This window comes from Leucobacter triazinivorans (genome assembly GCF_004208635.1).
Lineage (GTDB): Bacteria > Actinomycetota > Actinomycetes > Actinomycetales > Microbacteriaceae > Leucobacter > Leucobacter triazinivorans.
Genome location: NZ_CP035806.1, coordinates 2,958,370 through 2,976,469, shown reverse-complemented (window position 1 = coordinate 2,976,469; position 18,100 = coordinate 2,958,370). Strand labels below are relative to the sequence as shown.

Below are 18,100 nucleotides of genomic sequence, written 5' to 3'. Positions count from 1 at the left end.
TCGAATACCGCGATCCAAATAGGAGATCGCGATTCAGGAGGACGTTCCGCCGGTGAATCGTCCTCCTGAATCGCGATCTCCTACCTGGACTGCGCCTCGTCCCGCTTTCAGGCCGCGCCCTCGAACATCGAGGTAACCGAGCCGTCCTCGAAGACCTCGTGGATCGCCTTCGCCAGCAGCGGCGCAATCGGCAGCACCGTGAGCTTGTCGAAGCGCTTCTCGGGGCCCACCGGCAGCGTGTCGGTGACCACGACCTGGTCGATGAACTCCTGCGACAGATGCTCGGTCGCGCGACCCGAGAAAATGGCGTGCGTGCACGCGATGGTGACGCCCTTGGCACCATTGGCCTTGAGCGCCTCGGCCGCCTTTGCGATCGTGCCGCCCGTGTCGATCATGTCGTCGACCACCACGCACCAGCGATCCTTCACCTCGCCGACGATCTCGTGCACCGAGACCTGATTCGGCACGAGCGGATCACGCCGCTTGTGAATGATCGCGAGCGGGGCGTCGAGCCGGTCGCTCCACACGTCGGCGACGCGCACGCGACCCATGTCGGGCGAGACGACGGTCAGGTCATCGCGGTCGATGGTCTTCTTGAAGTGGTCGAGCAGCACGGGCATGGCGAAGAGGTGATCGACGGGACCGTCGAAGAAGCCCTGGATCTGCGGCGCGTGCAGATCGATCGACATGATGCGGTCGGCGCCCGCCGCCTTGAACAGATCGGCGACGAGGCGGGCCGAGATGGGCTCGCGGCCCCTGCCCTTCTTGTCCTGTCGGGAGTAGGGGTAGAAGGGCGCGACGACCGTGATGCGCTTGGCCGAAGCGCGCTTCAGCGCATCCACCATGATGAGCTGCTCCATGAGCCACTCGTTGATGGGATTGGTGTGCGACTGGATCACGAACGCGTCCGAGCCGCGCACGCTCTCGTCGAAGCGGGCGTAGAGCTCGCCGTTGGCGAACGTGCGCGCATCGGTAGGAACGAGTTCGGCGCCGAGCTCGGCGGCGACCTGCTCGGCCAGCTCAGGATACGCCCGGCCGGTGATGAGGACGAGTTTCTTCTGCCCCGCCATCTCGATCTTGCTCATGTACTACTTCCCGCCGTCCTTCGCAGTTCTCGATCGTTCCGCCGCTTCCGCGGTGCTGGTGCCGGGCCGATGCTCGGCGACCCACCCCTCGATGTTGCGCTGCGGCGCCACATTGAGCGCCAGCGCCCCTGAGGGGACGTCCTTCCGCACGACGGTTCCGGCCGCCGTGTACGTGCCGTCTTCAATAGTAACCGGCGCGATGAGCACATTCTTCGAACCGATCCGCACTGCGTCGCCGACCTGCGTCTGATGCTTGCGCACGCCGTCGTAGTTGGCGAAGATCGTGCCCGCCCCGACGTTGCTCCCGTCGCCGATCGTCGCGTCGCCGACGTAGCTGAGGTGCGGCACCTTGCTCCCGTCGCCGATCTTGGCGTTCTTGGTCTCCACGAACGCCCCGATCTTGCCGCCTGCGCCCAGCTCGGTGCCGGGACGGATGAAGGCGAACGGCCCCACCTCGACGCCGGGAGAGAAGACGGCGAGCGTCGCCTCGCTGCGGCGGATCCGAGCGCCCTCTCCCACCTCGCAATCGACGAGGGTGGTGTCGGGCCCGATCACCGCGCCGCTCGCGATCGAGGTCGCCCCCTGCAGGAACGTGCCCGGGAGGATCTCGACGTCTGGCTCGATCGAGACGTCGGCGTCGATCCAGGTCGTGGCGGGATCCTGGATCGTGACGCCCGCGCGCTGGTGCGCGCGCACCGTGCGGGCGTTCATCTCGCGCCCGGCCTCGGCGAGCTGCGCGCGATCGTTGACGCCCGCGACGAGCCACGGGTCATCGGTCGCGACGGCTTCGACCCCGCCGCCGCTCGCGAGGATCCGCGCCGCCGCATCCGTGAGGTACTTCTCGCCCTGCGCGTTGTTCGTATCGATCTCCGCGAGCGCCGCCTCGATCGCGCGCCGCGCGAACACGTAGACGCCCCCGTTGATCTCCGTGATGCGACGCTGCGCCTCATCGGCGTCCTTCTCCTCGACGATGCCCGTCACCGAGCCGCCGCTGTCGCGGAGGATGCGGCCGAGGCCCGTGGGATTCTCTGCGATGGCGGAGAGCATCGTCATCGCCCGCCCGCCCTCGAGGTGCCCGCGCACCAGTCGGTCGAGCGTGCCCGCGTCGATCAGCGGCACATCACCCGAGAGCACGACCACCGATCCGTCGAAGTGCTGCGGCAGCGCGGCCAGCGCCTGCTCCACAGCGCGTCCCGTGCCCGGCACCGCGTCCTGATCCACGATCACCGTGTCCGGCGCGTGGTCGACGATAGCCTCGGCCACGCGCTCCCGCTCGTGCCGCACGACCGCGAGCACCTGCTCGGGCGAGAGCCCGGCCGCGGTGTCGAGCACGTGCGCGATCAGGGAGCGGCCGCCGATGCGGTGCAGCACCTTCGGCAGGGACGACTTCATGCGAGTGCCTTGACCCGCCGCGAGGATGATGACGGCTAGGGAGCGTTCTGGCATGATGGTTCTTCCTTTCGTACGCGGGGCGGGGTGACCGCTCCCGACACACGGAGAAGCTGCGCTTCCCTCAATTCTCGGCGCTGGTGAGCGCCGTTTTCGGAGCGAGTCGGTGAAGCTTCGCTTCACCGATGCTCGCTCCGCCCCTAGGACTCGAACCTAGACCTCACAGCTCCAAAGGCTGTCGTGCTGCCATTACACCAAGGCGGATCGCGCCGTTCGGCACCGTACAATTCTGCCAGATCGAGGCCTGTCGCGCGTGCCCGCGGGAGCGCGCTCGCACGTGGGCCGTCCGAGGCTCGATAATGGTGGAATGAAATACGAGGACGAGGTCGATCGGATCATCGCCGCATGGGGCAGGGAGCGCCCCGATCTCGACCTGGCTCCGCTCACCGTGTTCTCGAGGCTGTGGCGCATCGCCAAGCACGTGGATCGCGCACGGGCGCACGCCTTCGAGCGTTCCGGCCTCACCTCGTGGGAGTTCGACGTGCTCGCCGTGCTGCGGCGCAGCGGAGAGCCCTTCACCCAGAGCCCCAAAGTGCTCGTGCACCAGACCATGGTCTCGAGCGGCACGATGACCAACCGGATCGACCGCATGGTCGAACGGGGGCTCGTGCGCCGGCTCACCGACCCCAATGACGGCCGCGGGGTGCTCGTCGAGATGACTCAGCTGGGACTCACGCTCGTCGACGCGGCGATGACCCGTCTGAGCGACGCCGAGGAGCGGCTGCTCGGCGGACTGCCCCGCTCGGAGCGGGACCGTCTCGCTGTACTGCTGCGGCGCCTCGCCCTGAGCGTCGACCGGTTCGAACCGATCACGGGGCCGATCGAGCTGCCGCGCACCGATTGAGCTGGGTTTCGACTCGGTCCGCTCGTTCAACCGGCGGGGACGCGGTCCTGCGGCAGCGCCGGAGCGGAGGCCGGCGGACGGCGCAGGGTGCCCGACTCGCCCGCCTCGAAGGCCGCCGCGTAGCCGAGCAGCCGCGGATCCGAGTACGCGGCACCCGCAAATGTCAGCCCGACGGGCATGCCGATGTCGTCCATGACTCCCATGGCCACGGTGACCGTCGGGATTCCGAGATGGCGCAGCGCGTAGTTGCCGTTCGAGAAGAAGACGCCGTTCGACCAGGCGTGGTCGGCCGCATCCGGATCCCGCTCTGCGTCCTCCCGCCCCACGTCGGCGTTCGCCGGGAACACCACGCCGTCGAAGCCGTTCTCGGCGAGCCAGCTCTCGAAGAGGCGCTCGCGCAGCTGTACGAGGGCGCGCAGGCCGTCGGCGAAGTCGTCGCGCTCGCGCGGATCCGGAATGCCCGCCCGCGCGTACGCCACCGTCGCACGGTAGCGGTTGGCGTAGTCCTCCACCTCTTCGTAGCGGTCCGGCAGCGTGCCCGGGGGCTGCGGGAAGATCGTGTCGGGATCGACGACCGCGAGCTCGGGAATGGCGGGATCTCCGTTGGCCTTGAGGAAGTCGTCCCAGCCGAAGGCGAGGAAGTCGGTGAACTCGGTGTCCATCCACCCGTCGGGCAGCACACCCAGCGCCCCGACGTTCTCCTGGCCGGGCCGATCCCCCTCGTACTGCTCGATGAGCGGGAACCCGGTCACCACGACCTCGGCGCCCAGGCGCTCCAACCGCGCCTTAGCCTGCGTCCAGAGGGCGAGCACCGACGGCCGCACCGCGATCGGAAACTCGGGATCTTCGCCGAGGTACATGCGCGGCACGGCGAAGCGCTTGCCGCGCAGCGGCTCGGGATGCTCCGCGGGCTCCAGCAGTTCGAGATAGGAGGCGGGACGGTGCTCGCTGGGTCGCGGCAGCGCCACCGCGTGCTGGTTGCGCCAGAAGTCGCCCCGGGTGATCGGGTCGTCCTGCACCAGCACGTCGAGCAGGCGCAGCATGTCGGGCATGGAGCGGGTGTGCGGCACGACGACGTCGCGCGCCGGGAACAGCGGCCAATTGCCGCGGATGCTCAGGATCCCCCAGCTCGGGGTGTAGGCGCAGAGCCCGTTGTTGGACGCCGGGCTGCGGCCGGAGGACACGGTCTCCTCGCCCATGCCGAACACGGCGAGGTTGGCGGCGGTCGAGACGCCCGAGCCGTTCGACGAGCCCGACGCGTAGGCGGCGGCGAGGTAGTCGCGGTTGTACGGGCTCTCGGCGCGGCCGTAGACACCGCGCTGCATGCCGCCGTCGGCCATGGGGGGCATGTTGGTCTTGCCCAGCAGCACCGCTCCCGCCTCGCGCAGTTGGGCCACGGAGAACGCGTCCCACTGCGCCACCAGCTTCTCGAACGCGGGCGAACCGGAGGCGACGGTGAGCCCCGCCGCCATGTAGGAGTCCTTGACCGTGAACGGGACGCCCTCGAGCGGCCGGGGGGTTCCCTCGCGCCAGCGCCGGTCGGAGGCCGCCGCCTCGTCGAGCGCTGCAGGGTTCGGCACGACCACGGCGTGCAGCCCGTCCGGTCCCCGGTCGTAGGCCTCGATGCGGGCGAGATAGCGTTCGGTGAGCCAGACGCTCGTGATCTCGCCGCTGCGCAGGGCCTGGAGCACGTCTGCGATGCTCGCCTCGATCAGCTCGAACGCTTCGGTGCGGTCGCCCATGGATTCCTCGTCTCTCTGTGCCAGACGCCCCGCAGCCGCATCGCGGCCGTTGCCCCGATCGATGCGCAGAGCGTATCCTGAAAACAGTTTCAGTCGTGAGCGCCCGAGTGTCAAGCGGCCGAGCGGATCCGGCGGCGAGGAAGGAGCTGCGACTATGGCGAACGACGCGAGGGATCGCATTCTCGAGGCGTGCGAGCGGGTGATCGCGCGCGCGGGCCTGCGGGGGTTCCGCATGGGCGATGTGGCGCGCGAAGCCGGGGTGTCGATCGGGCTGCTCCCCTACCACTTCGGCGATCGCGACGGGCTGCTGCAGGCGGCGCTCGATCACGTGAACGAGAGCGCGGCCAGGCGCGCCGCGGCACTCCCCGCTGCGGACGCGGGATCCACCGCTGCGGGCGCGGGATCCGCCGCTCACTCGACGACTCCGGCGCCCCTCGCCGGCGAACGCCTCGCCGCGCTGCTGTGCTCCGAGTTCGGCGACGACCCGCAGGTGCGCGCCGGCTCCACCGCGTGGAACGAGTTGCGCGCGGCAGCGGTCTTCGACGCCGACCGCGCCGCGGCGGTCGCGCGGTCGACCGCCGACTGGCAGCGTGCGGTGCGAGACCTCGTGCGCGAGGCCACCCGCGACGGCGAGCCGCACACGACCGCGGCCGCGGACCCCGACGCGGCCGCGCTGATCCTCACCGCGCTCGTCGAGGGCCTCTCGGGCCGCTGGCTCACGGGCCAGATCGCTGCGGTCGAGGCGCAAGAGGCGGTACGCACGGCCCTGCGCGCCCAGGGCCTGCTCGTCGACATCGTTTGACGTCTCACGCGACCGAGAATCGAGGGGACCTGCGCAGCGGTATCGCGCCTGCGGGGAGCATCGGCAGCGGCTGTGCCAAGCTGGGTGGGTGACGGTTCGCATCGGGTTCATCGGATCGGAGCACTCCGTCGAGCGGCTGCGCTCGACGGAGGAGCTTCCGGCGGGGATCGAGCTGCGCTGCTACACCTACACCGACCCGCTCGACACCGGGGCGCAGTACCGCGCGGCGCTCGCCGAGAACGATGCCGTGTGCTTCTCCGGCATCATCGCCCACTATCACCGCCGCAGAGAGCTGGACAGCGCGACGCCGGTGCTCGTGGGGCGCTTCAACGATTACGTCCTCGTGGCCTCGCTGCTCAGCGCAACGGTCCGCAATCGGGTACCGATCCCGCTCCTGTCGATCGACGTGCCGAATCCGGAGATCGTGCCGACCGTCGAACGCGACACCGGAGTCCTCCTCTCACCCGGGCAGGTGTTCGACTATCGCTGGGTGTACGAGTCCCGCTTCTCGCGCCCCGTGGATATCGACGCGCTCGTCGACTTCCACGTCGCCAGGCGCGAACGGGACGGCGCCCGTCTCGCGATCACGAGCGTGCACGCAGTGCATGACCGACTGCAGCTGGCCGGAGTGCCGGTGATGTTCATGGTCGACGCCGTACAGCACGAGATCGATCTGCTGCAGGCCGCTCGACAGCGGGTCTCGGTGACCCGACTGAAGGGCTCACTGCTGGCTGCGGTCTACCTCACCAGCAGCCGCGGGATCGCCGAGGAGTCTGCGACTGCCGGGCGTCGGGCACGGCTCTCGGCGATCCTCGAGGGCTTCGCGACCCCGGTGCCGCACCGTCTCGCCACCTGGCAGCAGAGCGGGCTCGATCTCTTCTACACGACGCGGTCCGAGCTCGATGCGCGCCTGCCCGAGCTCACCGCCGCGCTCGGCGGTGAAGCGGGGCGCCCGGTCGCGGTGCGAGCCGCCGCCGAGCACCTCACGCCCGCACGCACCGCATCCGAGATCGGGGTCGAAGACTCGGTCTCGCTCGGCGCCGGGATCGGCCGGCACATCTACGAGGCCGAGGATCGGGCCATGCAGGCGCTGCGGCGAGCCCTCGCGTTTCCCGGCGATGCTGCATTTCTCGTCGATGAGGAGACGCGCGTGCACGGCCCACTGGGCGGCCCAGCCACCGTCGAGACCGCCCGGCATACGGAACCGTGGCTGAACGCCCTGGCGGCGAGCGCGTCGATGCAGACCCGCTCGGTGACCAGGCTGCTGACGTTCCTCGGCGGGCGCAATTTCCTCCCGTTCACGGCGTCCGAGTGGGCCGCGGCGAGCCGCACCTCCCCCAGGACGGCAGAACGCGCGGTGCGCAAGCTGCTCGACGCCGGGGCGGTCGTGGTCGTCGGTCAGGAGCAGCCGCTCGACGCGGGCCGGCCGCGCACGGTGTACGCTCTCGCGGCCGAGTTCGAGGCTCGCGCCCGCGCGCTCGCATCGCATCAGCTCTGAGCAAGAGGGGCGCGGGAGGTATCGAAAGGCTCTGCAGCGCTGCGCGCAGATCATGGCTCGTGGCATTGACAGCGACCTCGCCGAACATCTACTGTCACTTATTAGCGACATTCAAACGACACTATTTTACGAAGAGGTAGATCTCCGATGAGAATCGTCAGCGCCGACATCAGGGTCATCGAGGTGCCGCTCAAGGTGCCATTCATCGTCTCCTACGCCCGCTACGACGTCATGCCCAGCGTGATCCTCAGACTGCGCACCGACACCGGTCTCGTGGGCTACGGCGAGGCGGTGCCGGATGAGCACGTCACCGGCGAGAACGTCGACGGCGTGGTGGCCGCGCTCGCGACCCACCTGCTCCCGGCGCTTCGCGACACCGACCCGCGCAACCTCAATCTGGTGCACGAACGCATGGGCGCCGCCCTCGTCGCCAACGGAGCCGCGAAGGCCGCCGTCGACATCGCCTGCTACGACCTGCTCGGAAAGCACGCCGGGCTGCCGGTCCATGCCCTGCTCGGCGGGCGCAAGCCCGAAGCACCCATGATCGCCAAGGTGCTCAGCATCCTGCCGCCCGAAGAGCTGGCGGCGCAGGCGCGAGAAGCCGTGGAGGAGGGGTTCACCCACCTCAAGATGAAGCTCGGCTCCGACGCTTCCCATGACATCGCACGGGTGCGCGCCGTGCGCGAGGCTGTGGGCCCCGGCGTCGGGATCAGGGTCGACGCCAACCAGGGCTGGCGCGATGTGCCCACTGCCCGCCGCATGATCGCCGCGATCCAGCCCTTCGACATCGACTGGATCGAGCAGCCCATCGCCGCAGACGACCTGCTGGGCTTCCGGCGGCTGCGACCGCACACCGACGCCGTGATCATGGCCGATGAGGCCGTCATCACCGAGGGGGATCTCGCGCGGCTGGTGCTCGACGAGTCGGTCGACATGGTCAACCTCAAGCTCATGAAGTCGGGCGGGATCCTCCCCTGCCAGCGCCTTGCCACGCAGGCGGCGCTCGGCGGCCTCTCGGTGCAGATCGGATCCATGCTCGAGACCAGCGTCTCCTCGGCCGCCGGCTATCACCTGGCCCTCGCCCACCGGGACATCGTCTCCACCGAACTCTCAGGCCCGGTCGCATTCGCGATCGAACCGGGCGATCTCCGCTTCCCGCTTCCCCGCGTCGAGATCACCGACCGGCCCGGGCTGGGAGTGACCCTCGACTTCGACACCCTCGACCGCCTCACCGTCACAGCAAAGGAGCTGATCGTCGAATGACCGTCAATGCCGCGGACACTGCCGAGTCCTCACCGAAGCCCGGTATCAGGAGCAGGCTCCGCATCCCTCACACCTACGCGATCATTCTCTCGATCGTGATCCTCATGGGCGTGCTCTCCTACGTCGTCCCCTCGGGCGAGTTCGAGCGCGCCGACGTCGACGGTCGACTGATGGTCGTGCCCGACACCTTCCAGACGATCGCCAAGACCCTCATCTCTCCGTTCGACATCGTCACGGCGATTCCTCGGGGCATGCAAGAGGCGGCGCAGATCGTCTTCTACATCTTCCTCGTCGGTGGTGCGTTCGGCGTCATCCGGGCCACCGGCGCGATCGATGCGGGCATCAACCGGCTGGTGCAGAAGATCGGTCGCAGCCAGAAGTTCATCATTCCGCTCGTCATGATCGTGTTCTCCGTGCTCGGCTTCACGACGGGCATGGCCGAGGAGTGCATCATCTTCGTCCCGATCGGCATCGGTATCGCGCTCTCGCTCGGCTACGACGCCATCGTCGGCACGGCGATGGTCGCCACGGGGGCCGCGGCCGGGTTCATCGGGGGCATGATGAACCCGTTCACCGTGGGCGTCGCGCAGGGCATCGCCGAGGTTCCGCTGTTCTCCGGCTTCTGGTTCCGCGCCGCCGTCTACGTGCCGATCCTCGCCGTCGCGATCGTATTCGTGATGCGGTACGCCGCCCGCGTCAAAAACGACCCCTCGACCTCGATCCTCTACGGCCGCGTCGGCGCGGTCGGTTCCACCGACTACGCCGTGAGTGAGACGATTCCCGAGCTCACCCGTCGCCGCGCACTCGTGCTGCTCATGCTGGCGGTCGGGATCGGCATCAACATGTGGGGCGTCTTCAACTGGGGGTGGTTCCTCGATCAACTGGCAGCGAGCTTCTTCATCATCGGCATGCTCTCGGGTCTCGTGGGCAAGCTCGGCGTCAACGGCTCGTTCACCAGTCTCGTCGAGGGCATGCGCTCGGTCGTGTTCGGCGCGCTCGTGGTCGGCTTCGCCCGCGCGATCCTCGTGGTGATGCAGGATGGCCAGACGCTCGACACCATCATCAATTTCATCGCCTCGGGCATCTCCGACTGGCCGCCGGTGTTCACCGTGCTGGGCATGTTCGTCTTCCAGTCGATCCTCAACTTCTTCATCCCCTCGGGCAGCGGCATGGCCGCCACCACCATGCCGCTCATGGTGCCGCTCTCGGACCTGCTCGGCATCGACCGCCAGGTCGCGGTGCTCGCGTTCCAGTACGGAGACGCCATCACCAACTCGATCATCCCCACTTCGGGGGCGCTCATGGGGTACCTCGCGGTCGCGCGCATCCCCTATGAACTGTGGTTCAAATTCATCTGGAAGCTCATCGTGATGTGGATGGTGATCGCGGCGATCGCGCTGATGATCGGCGCCGCATTCGGAGTGCCCAGTTGACCTCGACCGCTGTCCACGCGCCAACTCGGCTCGAGAGGATTCGCGACCACCTCGCCGCGCACCCCGAGCCGAGCTGGAGCGAGCATCGCACGTCCGGCTACCTCGCTGCCCTGCTCACGCAGGCCGGCCTGAAGCCGCGACCGTTCGCCGAGTTCCCGGGGTTCACGGTCGACGTGGGCCCCGGGGAGCCGCAGATCGGGCTGCGCGCCGACCTCGATGCGCTCGCGCACCGAACGGAAGCAGGCACCGCCGTAGTGCACTCTTGCGGCCACGACGCCAATATGGCCGTGGTCACCGAGACCGTGCTGCGGCTGGCCGAACTCGGCGATCGCCTGCCGCACGGAGTGCGCGCCATCTACCAACCTGCCGAGGAACAGGGGAACGGCGCCGCCGCCGTAGCGAACCTGGGCGTCGCCGACGACCTCGACCTGCTGTTCGGCGTGCACCTCAGGCCCGGGAGCGAGCTCCCCTCGCCGCGCTTCACGCCGGCGATCTCCCACGGCTCCTGCTGCTTCGTGCGGGGCGCGATCACTGGTCGCGACCACCACGGGGCGAGGCCCCACCTCGGCGTCAACGCCATCGAGGTCGTCGCCGAGTTCACGGGCATGGTCGCGGCGCTGCGCGTGGACCCGCAGATCCCCTCCTCGGCCAAGCTCACCTCGGTGCGCGCCGGAGGCGACAACCTCAATGTGATCCCGGGATCGGCCGCGTTCGGCCTCGACCTGCGGGCGCAGAGCAACGAGGCGATGGCCAGGCTGCGCGAGGAGATCACCCGAATCGGCGCGGCGCTCGAACTGCGCCACGGCGTCGAGATCCGGCTCTCGGAGGAGGACTACGTGCCGGCGGCGGTGATCGGCGATCGTGCCGAGCGGCGCCTCAGCACCGCGATCCGCGCCGTCGCCGGCGCCGAGGCGGTCGCGCCGCGCAGCGTCACCTCGGGCTCCGACGACTTCCACTTCTATACGCTGCGACGCCCGCAGTTGCAGGCCGCCATGCTCGGGATCGGCGCCGATGCGACTCCGGGCCTGCACGATCCGGAGATGCGCTACGACGCGTCGCGACTCGAGCCGGCGGTGCAGATCCTGCTCGCGGCCTGTCTCGACGGAACCGCCTGACTTGCGATGCGCTGCAGCGTCTCCCCGAGCCACCGCACCACGGGCGGGCCCCCGCTGCGCTGGGACACGAACATCACGCGTCGCTCACCGAGATCCTGCACCGTGGGCCGCAGCACCACGTCGAAGTCCGCGTCGACCGCGGCGGCGGTCGTGAGCGCGCACCCCAGGCCCTCCGCGACCAGACCGTGGATCATGTACAGGTCGTCCGTGCGCATGAGCGCGCGCACCGGATGCCCCATCGCACGACAGACGCGGCGCAGCACCCGGTCGGACGCCTCGTCGTCGCTGCGGCTGCACAGCCACGCGACGCTCGCCAGCTCCGCGAAGTCGAGCGTGTCTCTCAGCGCCCACTCGCTCTCACGGGCCACCATCACGCGGTAGGGCTCAGACAGCAGCGTCTCGAGGGCGAGATCCGGCGCTTCGAACGCCGGCTCGGCAGAGGCGTCGTAGATCAGCCCGGCGTGCACCTCGCCGGCGCGCAGCAGCCGCACCACCTCCGTCGGCTCGGCCTCCACCACCTCGACGCGCACCGAGGTGCGCTGCTGCAGCGCGGCGATCGCCGCGGGCAGCAGACGCGAGCCGATCGACGCGAAGGTGCCCACGCGCAGCGTGGTGAGGCCGGCGTCGCGCTGATCCGCCACCGCCTGCTCCGCGCGGTCGAGACGCGCGAGCACCGCCTCGGCCTCCTCGGCGAACGAGTCGCCGATCGGCGTCAGCCGCGTGCCCGAGCGGCTGCGCTCCACCAGCATCGCGCCCAGGTGGGCTTCGAGCCCGCGCAGGTGGTGGGTCACGGTGGGCACGCCGTACTGCAGCACCCGAGCGGCACTCGTGAGGCTGCCGTGCTGCCGCACCGCGAGCAGCACCCGGAGCTGCTGCAGATTCATCATGGAATAGAGACTATGTCACGAGAGACGAATTCCTGCTATATCGCCGGGGTGCCTCTGCCCCTACGCTCAGGATCATGCTCCACACCTCAGACGCACCCGCCGCACCCGCCGCACCCGCCGCACCCGCCGCACCCGCCGCACCCGCCGCACCCGCCGCACCCGACGCACCCGCCGCACCCGCCGCTGCCCAGGCCCCGGGCGAAGTGCCCGCCCGCCACTTCGAGACCCCGTTCGCCGACGCACTGCGCTCCCTCGCCGCCCACGACTGGCAGCGCCTCCACGTTCCGGCGCACCAGGGGCGGCCCGAGAACGCACCCGGCGTCTCGAACCTCATCGGCGCCGGCACCATGCAGCTCGACTTCCCCATGCTCTTCAGCAACGCGGATCAGGAGAGCTGGCGCCTCGTCGCCCCCGGGCGCAGCACGCCGATCGCACGCGCTCAGCAGCTCGCGGCCGAGGCGTGGGGAGCGAGCCGCACCTGGTTCCTCACCACGGGGGCGTCCGGCGGCAATCACATCGCCACGACCGCGGTGCGGGGCCTCGGAACCGAGGCCGTCGTGCAGCGCAGCGTGCACTCGAGCGTCATCGACGGCATCACCCGCGTCGGCCTCACCCCGCGCTTCGTGCACGGCTCGGTCGACACCGGGTTGGGGTCGTCGCACGGCGTCACCGCCGCGCAGGTCGAGGCCGCGCTCGCAGACCACCCGGCGAGCGCGGCGGTCTACATCGTCTCCCCCAGCTACTTCGGCGCGGTGGCCGACGTCGCCGCCATCGCCGAGGTCGCGCATCGGCACGGCGTGCCGCTCATCGTCGACGAGGCCTGGGGCGCGCACTTCGGTCTGCATCCGGCCCTGCCCGTGAACGCGGCGCGGCTCGGGGCCGACCTCGTCGTCTCGAGCACGCAGAAGGGTGCCGGATCCCTCGCCCAGACGGCGATGCTGCACCTCGGGCACGGGCCGCAGGCCGAGCGCCTGGAGTCTCTCGTCGACCGGGTCGTTCGCTCGTACCAGTCGACCAGCACGAGCGGCCTGCTGCTCGCCTCGCTCGACGAGGCGCGCCGGCATCTCGTGACCCGGCCCGACATGATCGAGCGGGCGCTCGCCTCGGCCGAGCGGATCAGGGCTCTGGTGCGCGCAGATCTCCGCTTCCGCGACGCGACCCCCGACATCCTGAACCGTCCCGACGCCATCGCGCACGATCCGTTCAAGATCGCGATCGACACGCGGGGCGCGGGCATCACCGGCGACGACGCGCAGCACCTGCTGCTGCGCGACCACCGCGTCTCCTGCGAGCTGTCGACGCCCGCGGCCCTGCTGCTGCTCGTCGGCGCGACCTCGCCCGCAGACGTGGATCGGGTCTGGGAGGCGCTCCAGTCGCTGCCGCAGGCCGAGCTCGAGCCCGACCGTCCCATCGCACTGCCGGCGCCGTGCGAGCGCGCCATCGGGCTCGACGAGGCGTTCTTCAGCGCAGTCGAGACCGTACCGCACTCCGAGGCGATCGGCCGGGTCAGCGCAGACTCACTCGCCGCCTACCCTCCGGGAGTGCCCAACGTCATGCCGGGCGAGGTGCTCGACGAGCACGTGATCGGGTTTCTGCGCGCCACCGCGGCGTCGCCCTCGGGCCACGTGCGCGGCGCGGCCGACCCGGAGGTGTCGACCTTTCGCGTCGTCGCCTGAGGCCCGCGGCGCCCCGAGGCGCTGCGGCGCCCCGAGGCGCCGCGGGCGGGGCCGTGCCGGGCCGGGCCGGACCGGGAGGAGTCGGGCGGCCGATCAGGCGAAGGCCGAGAGCCCCGTGATCTCGCGGCCGATGATGAGCGCCTGCACCGTCTCCGTTCCCTCGTAGGTGTGCAGCGCCTCAATGTCGGCGAAGTGCCGCGCCACGCGGTGCTCGATCAGGATTCCGTTGCCCCCGAGCAGGTCGCGCGCGTTCGCGGCCATCGCGCGGGCCGTGCGCGTCGCCGTGTACTTGCCGAGGGACGCGCCGGGCCCGGTCAGCTCGCCGGCCTCCTCGGCCCGGGTGAGCTGCATGAGCAGGGTCTGCAGCGAGGTGAGCTGGCTCAGCATCTCGGCGAGCCGAGCCTGCACGATCTGCGAGGCCGCGAGCGGACGCCCGAACTGCACCCGCTGCTTCGCGTAGTGGACCGCGGTCTCGTACACCCCGAGCGCGTGCCCCAGTGCCGACCACGCCACGCCGAGCCGGGTCGCCTGCAGCACCCGGGCCGTGTCCTTGAAGCTGTTGGCGCCCGGCATGCGGGCCTCGGCGGGGAGCCGCACGCCGTCGAGCACGATGTCGGCCTGCCAGATGGCGCGCAGCGAGACCTTGCCCTCGATGGTGGTGGCGCGGTACCCCGGCGCATCCTGCGGCACCAGGAAGCCCTGCACCTGCCCGTCATCGCCGCGCGCCCAGACCACGGCGATCTGCCCGACGCTGCCCGAGCCGATCCACTTCTTGCGACCGGTGAGCACGTAGCCGTCTCCGTCGCCCTCGGCCCGGGTCTCGAGGCTCACCGAGTCTGAGCCGTGCGTGGGCTCGGTCAGCGCGAACGCGCCCAGCTCGACGCCGCGCGCCAGCGGTTCGAGCCAGCGCTCGCGCTGAGCCTCGGAGCCGCACACCGCGATGGACCGCAGGGCGAGGCCGCCCTGCACTCCGGCGATCGTCGCGACCGAACCGTCTCCGCGCGCGAGCTCCATCATCGCGAGGCTCGCGGCCAGGAGGCTCTGGCGCGGATACCCGGGCACATCGATCCCGTCGCGCAGCAGGTCGAGCTCGCCCAGGCGACGGGCCAGATCGAGCGGGTACTCGGCGCGGTCCCACACCCCGGCGATGACCGGGCGCACCTCGTTCTGCACGAAGTCGCGAGCGCGATCGCGGTAGGCAAGATCCTCCGCGGACACGCCGCGGAACGCCCCCGCCACATCGGGATCGAGCGGCTCCCACAGCTCGTACCCCGGCTCCTCGGTGCCCTGGGCGGCGTTTGCAGACCTGGCGTGCGACATCGGTGCTCCTCTCCGCGCCGAGTCGTGCACCGGCGCCGGTGCTTCGAGCATGCCTGAGACCGGGTCTCACGTCAAGACCACGCCCTGGACACATCTCCCTTGAATCACACTGCGCGCAACGATCCAGCGCGTGATACCTAGTGTCAGAATCGTCTTCTGTGCTACCTTCGGCGTATGGCCACCACTTTGCCCCGCGCCACGGCCGCGCCCGACAGCTCAACGGCCGCCATCCGCCGCCTCGCCGAGCAGGGATACGACGCCACCACGGCGGAAGACCTCGCCGAGGCCGTGGGGATGAGCCGCAGCACCTTCTTCCGACGCTTCGGCAGCAAAGACGACGTCGTCTTCGCCGACCACGATCACGCGCTCGAGCAGCTGGAGGCCTTTCTCTCGGCAACCGAGCTGCCCGCAGAGGAGGCGCTCGTGGTCGGCACCGCCGACGTGCTGCGCCTGCTCGTACGCGACCCCGAGGCCGCCCGGTTGCGCTTCGACCTCATGCGGCACACGCCGGCGCTGCGCGATCGCGAGCTCATCATCACCCACCGCTACGAGCGCGTCTTCGCCCGCTACATCCACGACGCGCTGCAGCCGGGAAGCCCGCACTGGGCCGCGCCCGCCCTCGCGGCGTCACTCGTGGCGGTGCACAACGCGGCGCTGCGCGACTGGTTGCGCGGGCGCGTCGCAGACGCCCCGCGCACGGTGACCCGGGACCTGCGGCAGCTCACCGCCCTCTACGAACGCTGGCTTTCGCCCGATGCCGCCGATGGCCGGCCGCGGGTGCTCGTGGCCGTCTACGACGCGGCCGGATCGCCCGACGCCGTGCTGGGCGCGATCGCGACGCAGCTGGAGCGCGAGCAGTAGCACCCCCGTCAGCAGGTTGAGCGAGCACCCCCGTCATCCTGCGGCTGCGCAGCAGATCGCAGGATCCACAGCTCCCGCCGGTTGAGCGCAGCGAGTCGAAACCGCGATCCGCCCCGATGGATCCTGCGACTGCGGCGCTGCGCGCCTCCGCGCAGGATGACAACTCAGCCGCCGGTCGATCCTGCGACTGCGGCGCTGCGCGCCTCCGCGCAGGATGACAACTCAGCCGCCGGTCGATCCTGCGACTGCGGCGCTGCGCGCCTCCGCGCAGGATGACAACTCCCCCGCGCCCGCTCACCCGGCGGGTGCGGCTCAGTGCCCGCGGTCGATCCACTCCTGCAGGTGCGGCTTCTCCGCCCCGATGCTCGTGGTCTCGCCGTGGCCGGTGTACACCGCCGTCTGCTCGGGCAGCTGCAGGAGTCGATCCCGGATCGAATCGATGATGGTGGGGAAGTCGCTGTACGACCGCCCGGTCGCCCCCGGACCACCCTGGAACAGCGTGTCGCCCGTGAACACCGCGCCGAGCGCCGGCGCGACGAAGCAGGTGGATCCCGGCGAGTGGCCCGGGGTGTGCATCGCCGTGAGCTGCACGCCGGCGATCGCGAACTCGTCGCCATCGGCGATCTGCGCGTCGGGCGCCTCGTCGTAGACCGCGTCCCACAGCACACGATCGTGCGGATTGAGGAAGAGCGGGGCCCGCAGCAGATCGGCCGTCTCGCGCGCCGCGCGGATGTGGTCGTCGTGCCCGTGCGTGAGCAGGATCGCCTGCGTCCTGCGCCCTCCGACCGCCGCGGCCACCGCCCGCGCGTCGTGGGCGGGGTCGATCACGATCACCTCGGCGTCGTCTCCGACGATCCAGACGTTGTTCTCCACCTCCCAGGTGCCGCCGTCGAGCGAGAACGTACCGCTCGTCACGAGCCGCTCGATGCGCGCTCCAGACTCGCCCATCGCCATCACCTGGACGCCGCTCGCCGCGCCATCGTGCCCCGTCCCCTCGCTCACAGCTCGACCACCGATCGCAGCACGGTGCCGCCGGCCATCTTGCCGAACGCCTCCTCCACGTCGCCGAGGCCGATGCGCTCGGTGACGAAGCCGTCGAGATCGAGCCGCCCCAGCTTGTACTGGTCGATGAGCATCGTGAAGTCGCGGCTCGGCAGGCAGTCGCCGTACCACGACGACTTCAGGGAACCGCCGCGTCCGAACACGTCGAGCAGCGGCAGCTGCAGCTGCATCTCCGGCGTCGGCACCCCCACGAGCACCACGCGTCCCGCGAGGTCCCGCGCGTAGAAAGCCTGCGCGTACGTCTCGGGGCGACCGACGGCGTCGATCACCACGTCGGCGCCGAAGCCGTCGGTGAGCGCCCGGATCGCCTCGACCGCGTCCTCGGACCGCGAGTTCACCGTGTGGGTCGCGCCGAATCGCTTCGCCTGCTCGAGCTTCGCGTCGTCGATGTCCACCGCGACGATCGTCGTGGCGCCCGCCAGCTGCGCACCGGCGATCGCCGCCGCACCGACTCCGCCGCACCCGATCACGGCGACGGACTCGCCGCGCTGCACCTCTCCCGTGTTGATGGCGGCGCCGATCCCGGCCATGATGCCGCACCCGAGCAGTCCCACGGCCGCCGCGTCCGACTCCTCGTCGATCTTGGTGCACTGCCCCGCGGCCACGAGCGTCTTCTCGGCGAACGATCCGATCCCGAGCGCGGGCGACAGCTCGGTCCCGTCCTCGAGCGTCATCTTCTGCGTCGCGTTGTGCGTCGCGAAGCAGTACTGCGGCTGCCCCTTCCGGCACGCGCGGCACTGCCCGCACACGGCGCGCCAGTTGAGGATCACGCGGTCGCCCACCGCCACCTCGGTGACGCCCTCGCCGACCACGGCCACGCGAGCGGTCGACTCGTGACCGAGCAGGAACGGGAAGTCGTCGCTGATGCCGCCCTGCTGGTAGTGGTAGTCGGTGTGGCAGACGCCGCAGCTCAGCACGTCGACCACCACCTCGCCCGGTCCCGGCTCCGGCACGATGATCGTCTCGATCACCGCCGGCGCGTTCTTCTCGCGCACCACCACGCCCTGCACCCGATAGACCATGTGGGACTCCTTTCGAGACTGTCCTCGCCTCGGCCCGAACC

15 protein-coding genes and 1 tRNA gene are annotated in these 18,100 nt (G+C 70.2%); 8 read left to right on the top strand and 8 right to left on the bottom strand.

Going from position 1 to position 18,100, the window contains the following annotated elements; all coding sequences use genetic code 11:
* Positions 1-107: 107 nt before the first annotated feature.
* The 3 genes from EVS81_RS13510 to EVS81_RS13500 form a co-directional block, all read right to left on the bottom strand.
* Complete coding sequence (locus EVS81_RS13510) at positions 108-1,085, bottom strand: ribose-phosphate diphosphokinase (RefSeq protein WP_130110826.1); 978 nt, start codon at positions 1,083-1,085, stop codon at positions 108-110.
* 3 nt (positions 1,086-1,088) lie between these two features.
* Positions 1,089-2,531: a bifunctional UDP-N-acetylglucosamine diphosphorylase/glucosamine-1-phosphate N-acetyltransferase GlmU gene (gene glmU, locus EVS81_RS13505; RefSeq protein ID WP_130110825.1), complete on the bottom strand. Its 1,443-nt coding sequence runs from the start codon at positions 2,529-2,531 to the stop codon at positions 1,089-1,091.
* 135 nt (positions 2,532-2,666) lie between these two features.
* Positions 2,667-2,738, bottom strand: a tRNA-Gln gene (locus EVS81_RS13500).
* Positions 2,739-2,841: 103 nt separating this feature from the next.
* On the opposite strand from EVS81_RS13500, the gene EVS81_RS13495 reads away from it, so the two are divergent.
* Positions 2,842-3,378: a MarR family winged helix-turn-helix transcriptional regulator gene (locus tag EVS81_RS13495; protein WP_130110824.1), complete on the top strand. Its 537-nt coding sequence runs from the start codon at positions 2,842-2,844 to the stop codon at positions 3,376-3,378.
* Positions 3,379-3,404: 26 nt separating this feature from the next.
* Here EVS81_RS13495 and EVS81_RS13490 read toward each other — a convergent pair whose 3' ends face one another.
* The gene (locus EVS81_RS13490) at positions 3,405-5,120 is read right to left on the bottom strand and encodes an amidase (protein ID WP_130110823.1); all 1,716 of its coding nucleotides are present in this window, start codon (positions 5,118-5,120) and stop codon (positions 3,405-3,407) included.
* A 154-nt stretch (positions 5,121-5,274) separates the two neighbouring features.
* Here EVS81_RS13490 and EVS81_RS13485 point away from each other — a divergent pair, with 154 nt between their 5' ends.
* The 5 genes from EVS81_RS13485 (at position 5,275) to EVS81_RS13465 (ending at position 11,231) form a co-directional block, all read left to right on the top strand.
* Entirely contained in the window at positions 5,275-5,922 is a 648-nt protein-coding gene (locus EVS81_RS13485) for a TetR/AcrR family transcriptional regulator (RefSeq protein WP_130110822.1), read from the top strand.
* An 88-nt stretch (positions 5,923-6,010) separates the two neighbouring features.
* Positions 6,011-7,420 carry a hypothetical protein gene (locus EVS81_RS13480; RefSeq protein ID WP_130110821.1) on the top strand — a complete coding sequence of 470 codons (1,410 nt, stop codon included), beginning with the start codon at positions 6,011-6,013 and terminating at the stop codon, positions 7,418-7,420.
* 147 nt (positions 7,421-7,567) lie between these two features.
* The gene (locus tag EVS81_RS13475; RefSeq protein WP_130110820.1) at positions 7,568-8,683 is read left to right on the top strand and encodes a mandelate racemase/muconate lactonizing enzyme family protein; all 1,116 of its coding nucleotides are present in this window, start codon (positions 7,568-7,570) and stop codon (positions 8,681-8,683) included.
* Positions 8,680-10,116: a YfcC family protein gene (locus EVS81_RS13470; protein ID WP_130110819.1), complete on the top strand. Its 1,437-nt coding sequence runs from the start codon at positions 8,680-8,682 to the stop codon at positions 10,114-10,116. The genes EVS81_RS13475 and EVS81_RS13470 overlap by 4 nt, the downstream gene beginning before the upstream one ends.
* Complete coding sequence (locus EVS81_RS13465; protein ID WP_165384273.1) at positions 10,113-11,231, top strand: amidohydrolase; 1,119 nt, start codon at positions 10,113-10,115, stop codon at positions 11,229-11,231. The genes EVS81_RS13470 and EVS81_RS13465 overlap by 4 nt, the downstream gene beginning before the upstream one ends.
* On the opposite strand, the gene EVS81_RS13460 is transcribed toward EVS81_RS13465, so the two are convergent.
* The gene (locus EVS81_RS13460; protein WP_130110817.1) at positions 11,162-12,118 is read right to left on the bottom strand and encodes a LysR family transcriptional regulator; all 957 of its coding nucleotides are present in this window, start codon (positions 12,116-12,118) and stop codon (positions 11,162-11,164) included. The genes EVS81_RS13465 and EVS81_RS13460 overlap by 70 nt on opposite strands.
* A 74-nt stretch (positions 12,119-12,192) precedes the next feature.
* On the opposite strand from EVS81_RS13460, the gene EVS81_RS13455 reads away from it, so the two are divergent.
* Positions 12,193-13,794, top strand: coding sequence for an aminotransferase class I/II-fold pyridoxal phosphate-dependent enzyme (locus EVS81_RS13455; protein ID WP_130110816.1), 1,602 nt, complete (start codon positions 12,193-12,195; stop codon positions 13,792-13,794).
* A 93-nt stretch (positions 13,795-13,887) separates the two neighbouring features.
* Here the strand turns inward: EVS81_RS13455 and EVS81_RS13450 are convergent, their stop codons facing one another.
* Complete coding sequence (locus tag EVS81_RS13450; RefSeq protein WP_130110815.1) at positions 13,888-15,114, bottom strand: acyl-CoA dehydrogenase family protein; 1,227 nt, start codon at positions 15,112-15,114, stop codon at positions 13,888-13,890.
* 174 nt (positions 15,115-15,288) lie between these two features.
* On the opposite strand from EVS81_RS13450, the gene EVS81_RS13445 reads away from it, so the two are divergent.
* Positions 15,289-15,975: a TetR/AcrR family transcriptional regulator gene (locus EVS81_RS13445; protein WP_130110814.1), complete on the top strand. Its 687-nt coding sequence runs from the start codon at positions 15,289-15,291 to the stop codon at positions 15,973-15,975.
* A 312-nt stretch (positions 15,976-16,287) separates the two neighbouring features.
* Here EVS81_RS13445 and EVS81_RS13440 read toward each other — a convergent pair whose 3' ends face one another.
* On the bottom strand, positions 16,288-16,923 hold the full coding sequence (locus EVS81_RS13440; protein ID WP_130111522.1) for an MBL fold metallo-hydrolase: 636 nt from the start codon (positions 16,921-16,923) through the stop codon (positions 16,288-16,290).
* 50 nt (positions 16,924-16,973) lie between these two features.
* Positions 16,974-18,059, bottom strand: coding sequence for an S-(hydroxymethyl)mycothiol dehydrogenase (locus EVS81_RS13435; RefSeq protein WP_130110813.1), 1,086 nt, complete (start codon positions 18,057-18,059; stop codon positions 16,974-16,976).
* Between the last annotated feature and the right edge of the window lie 41 nt (positions 18,060-18,100).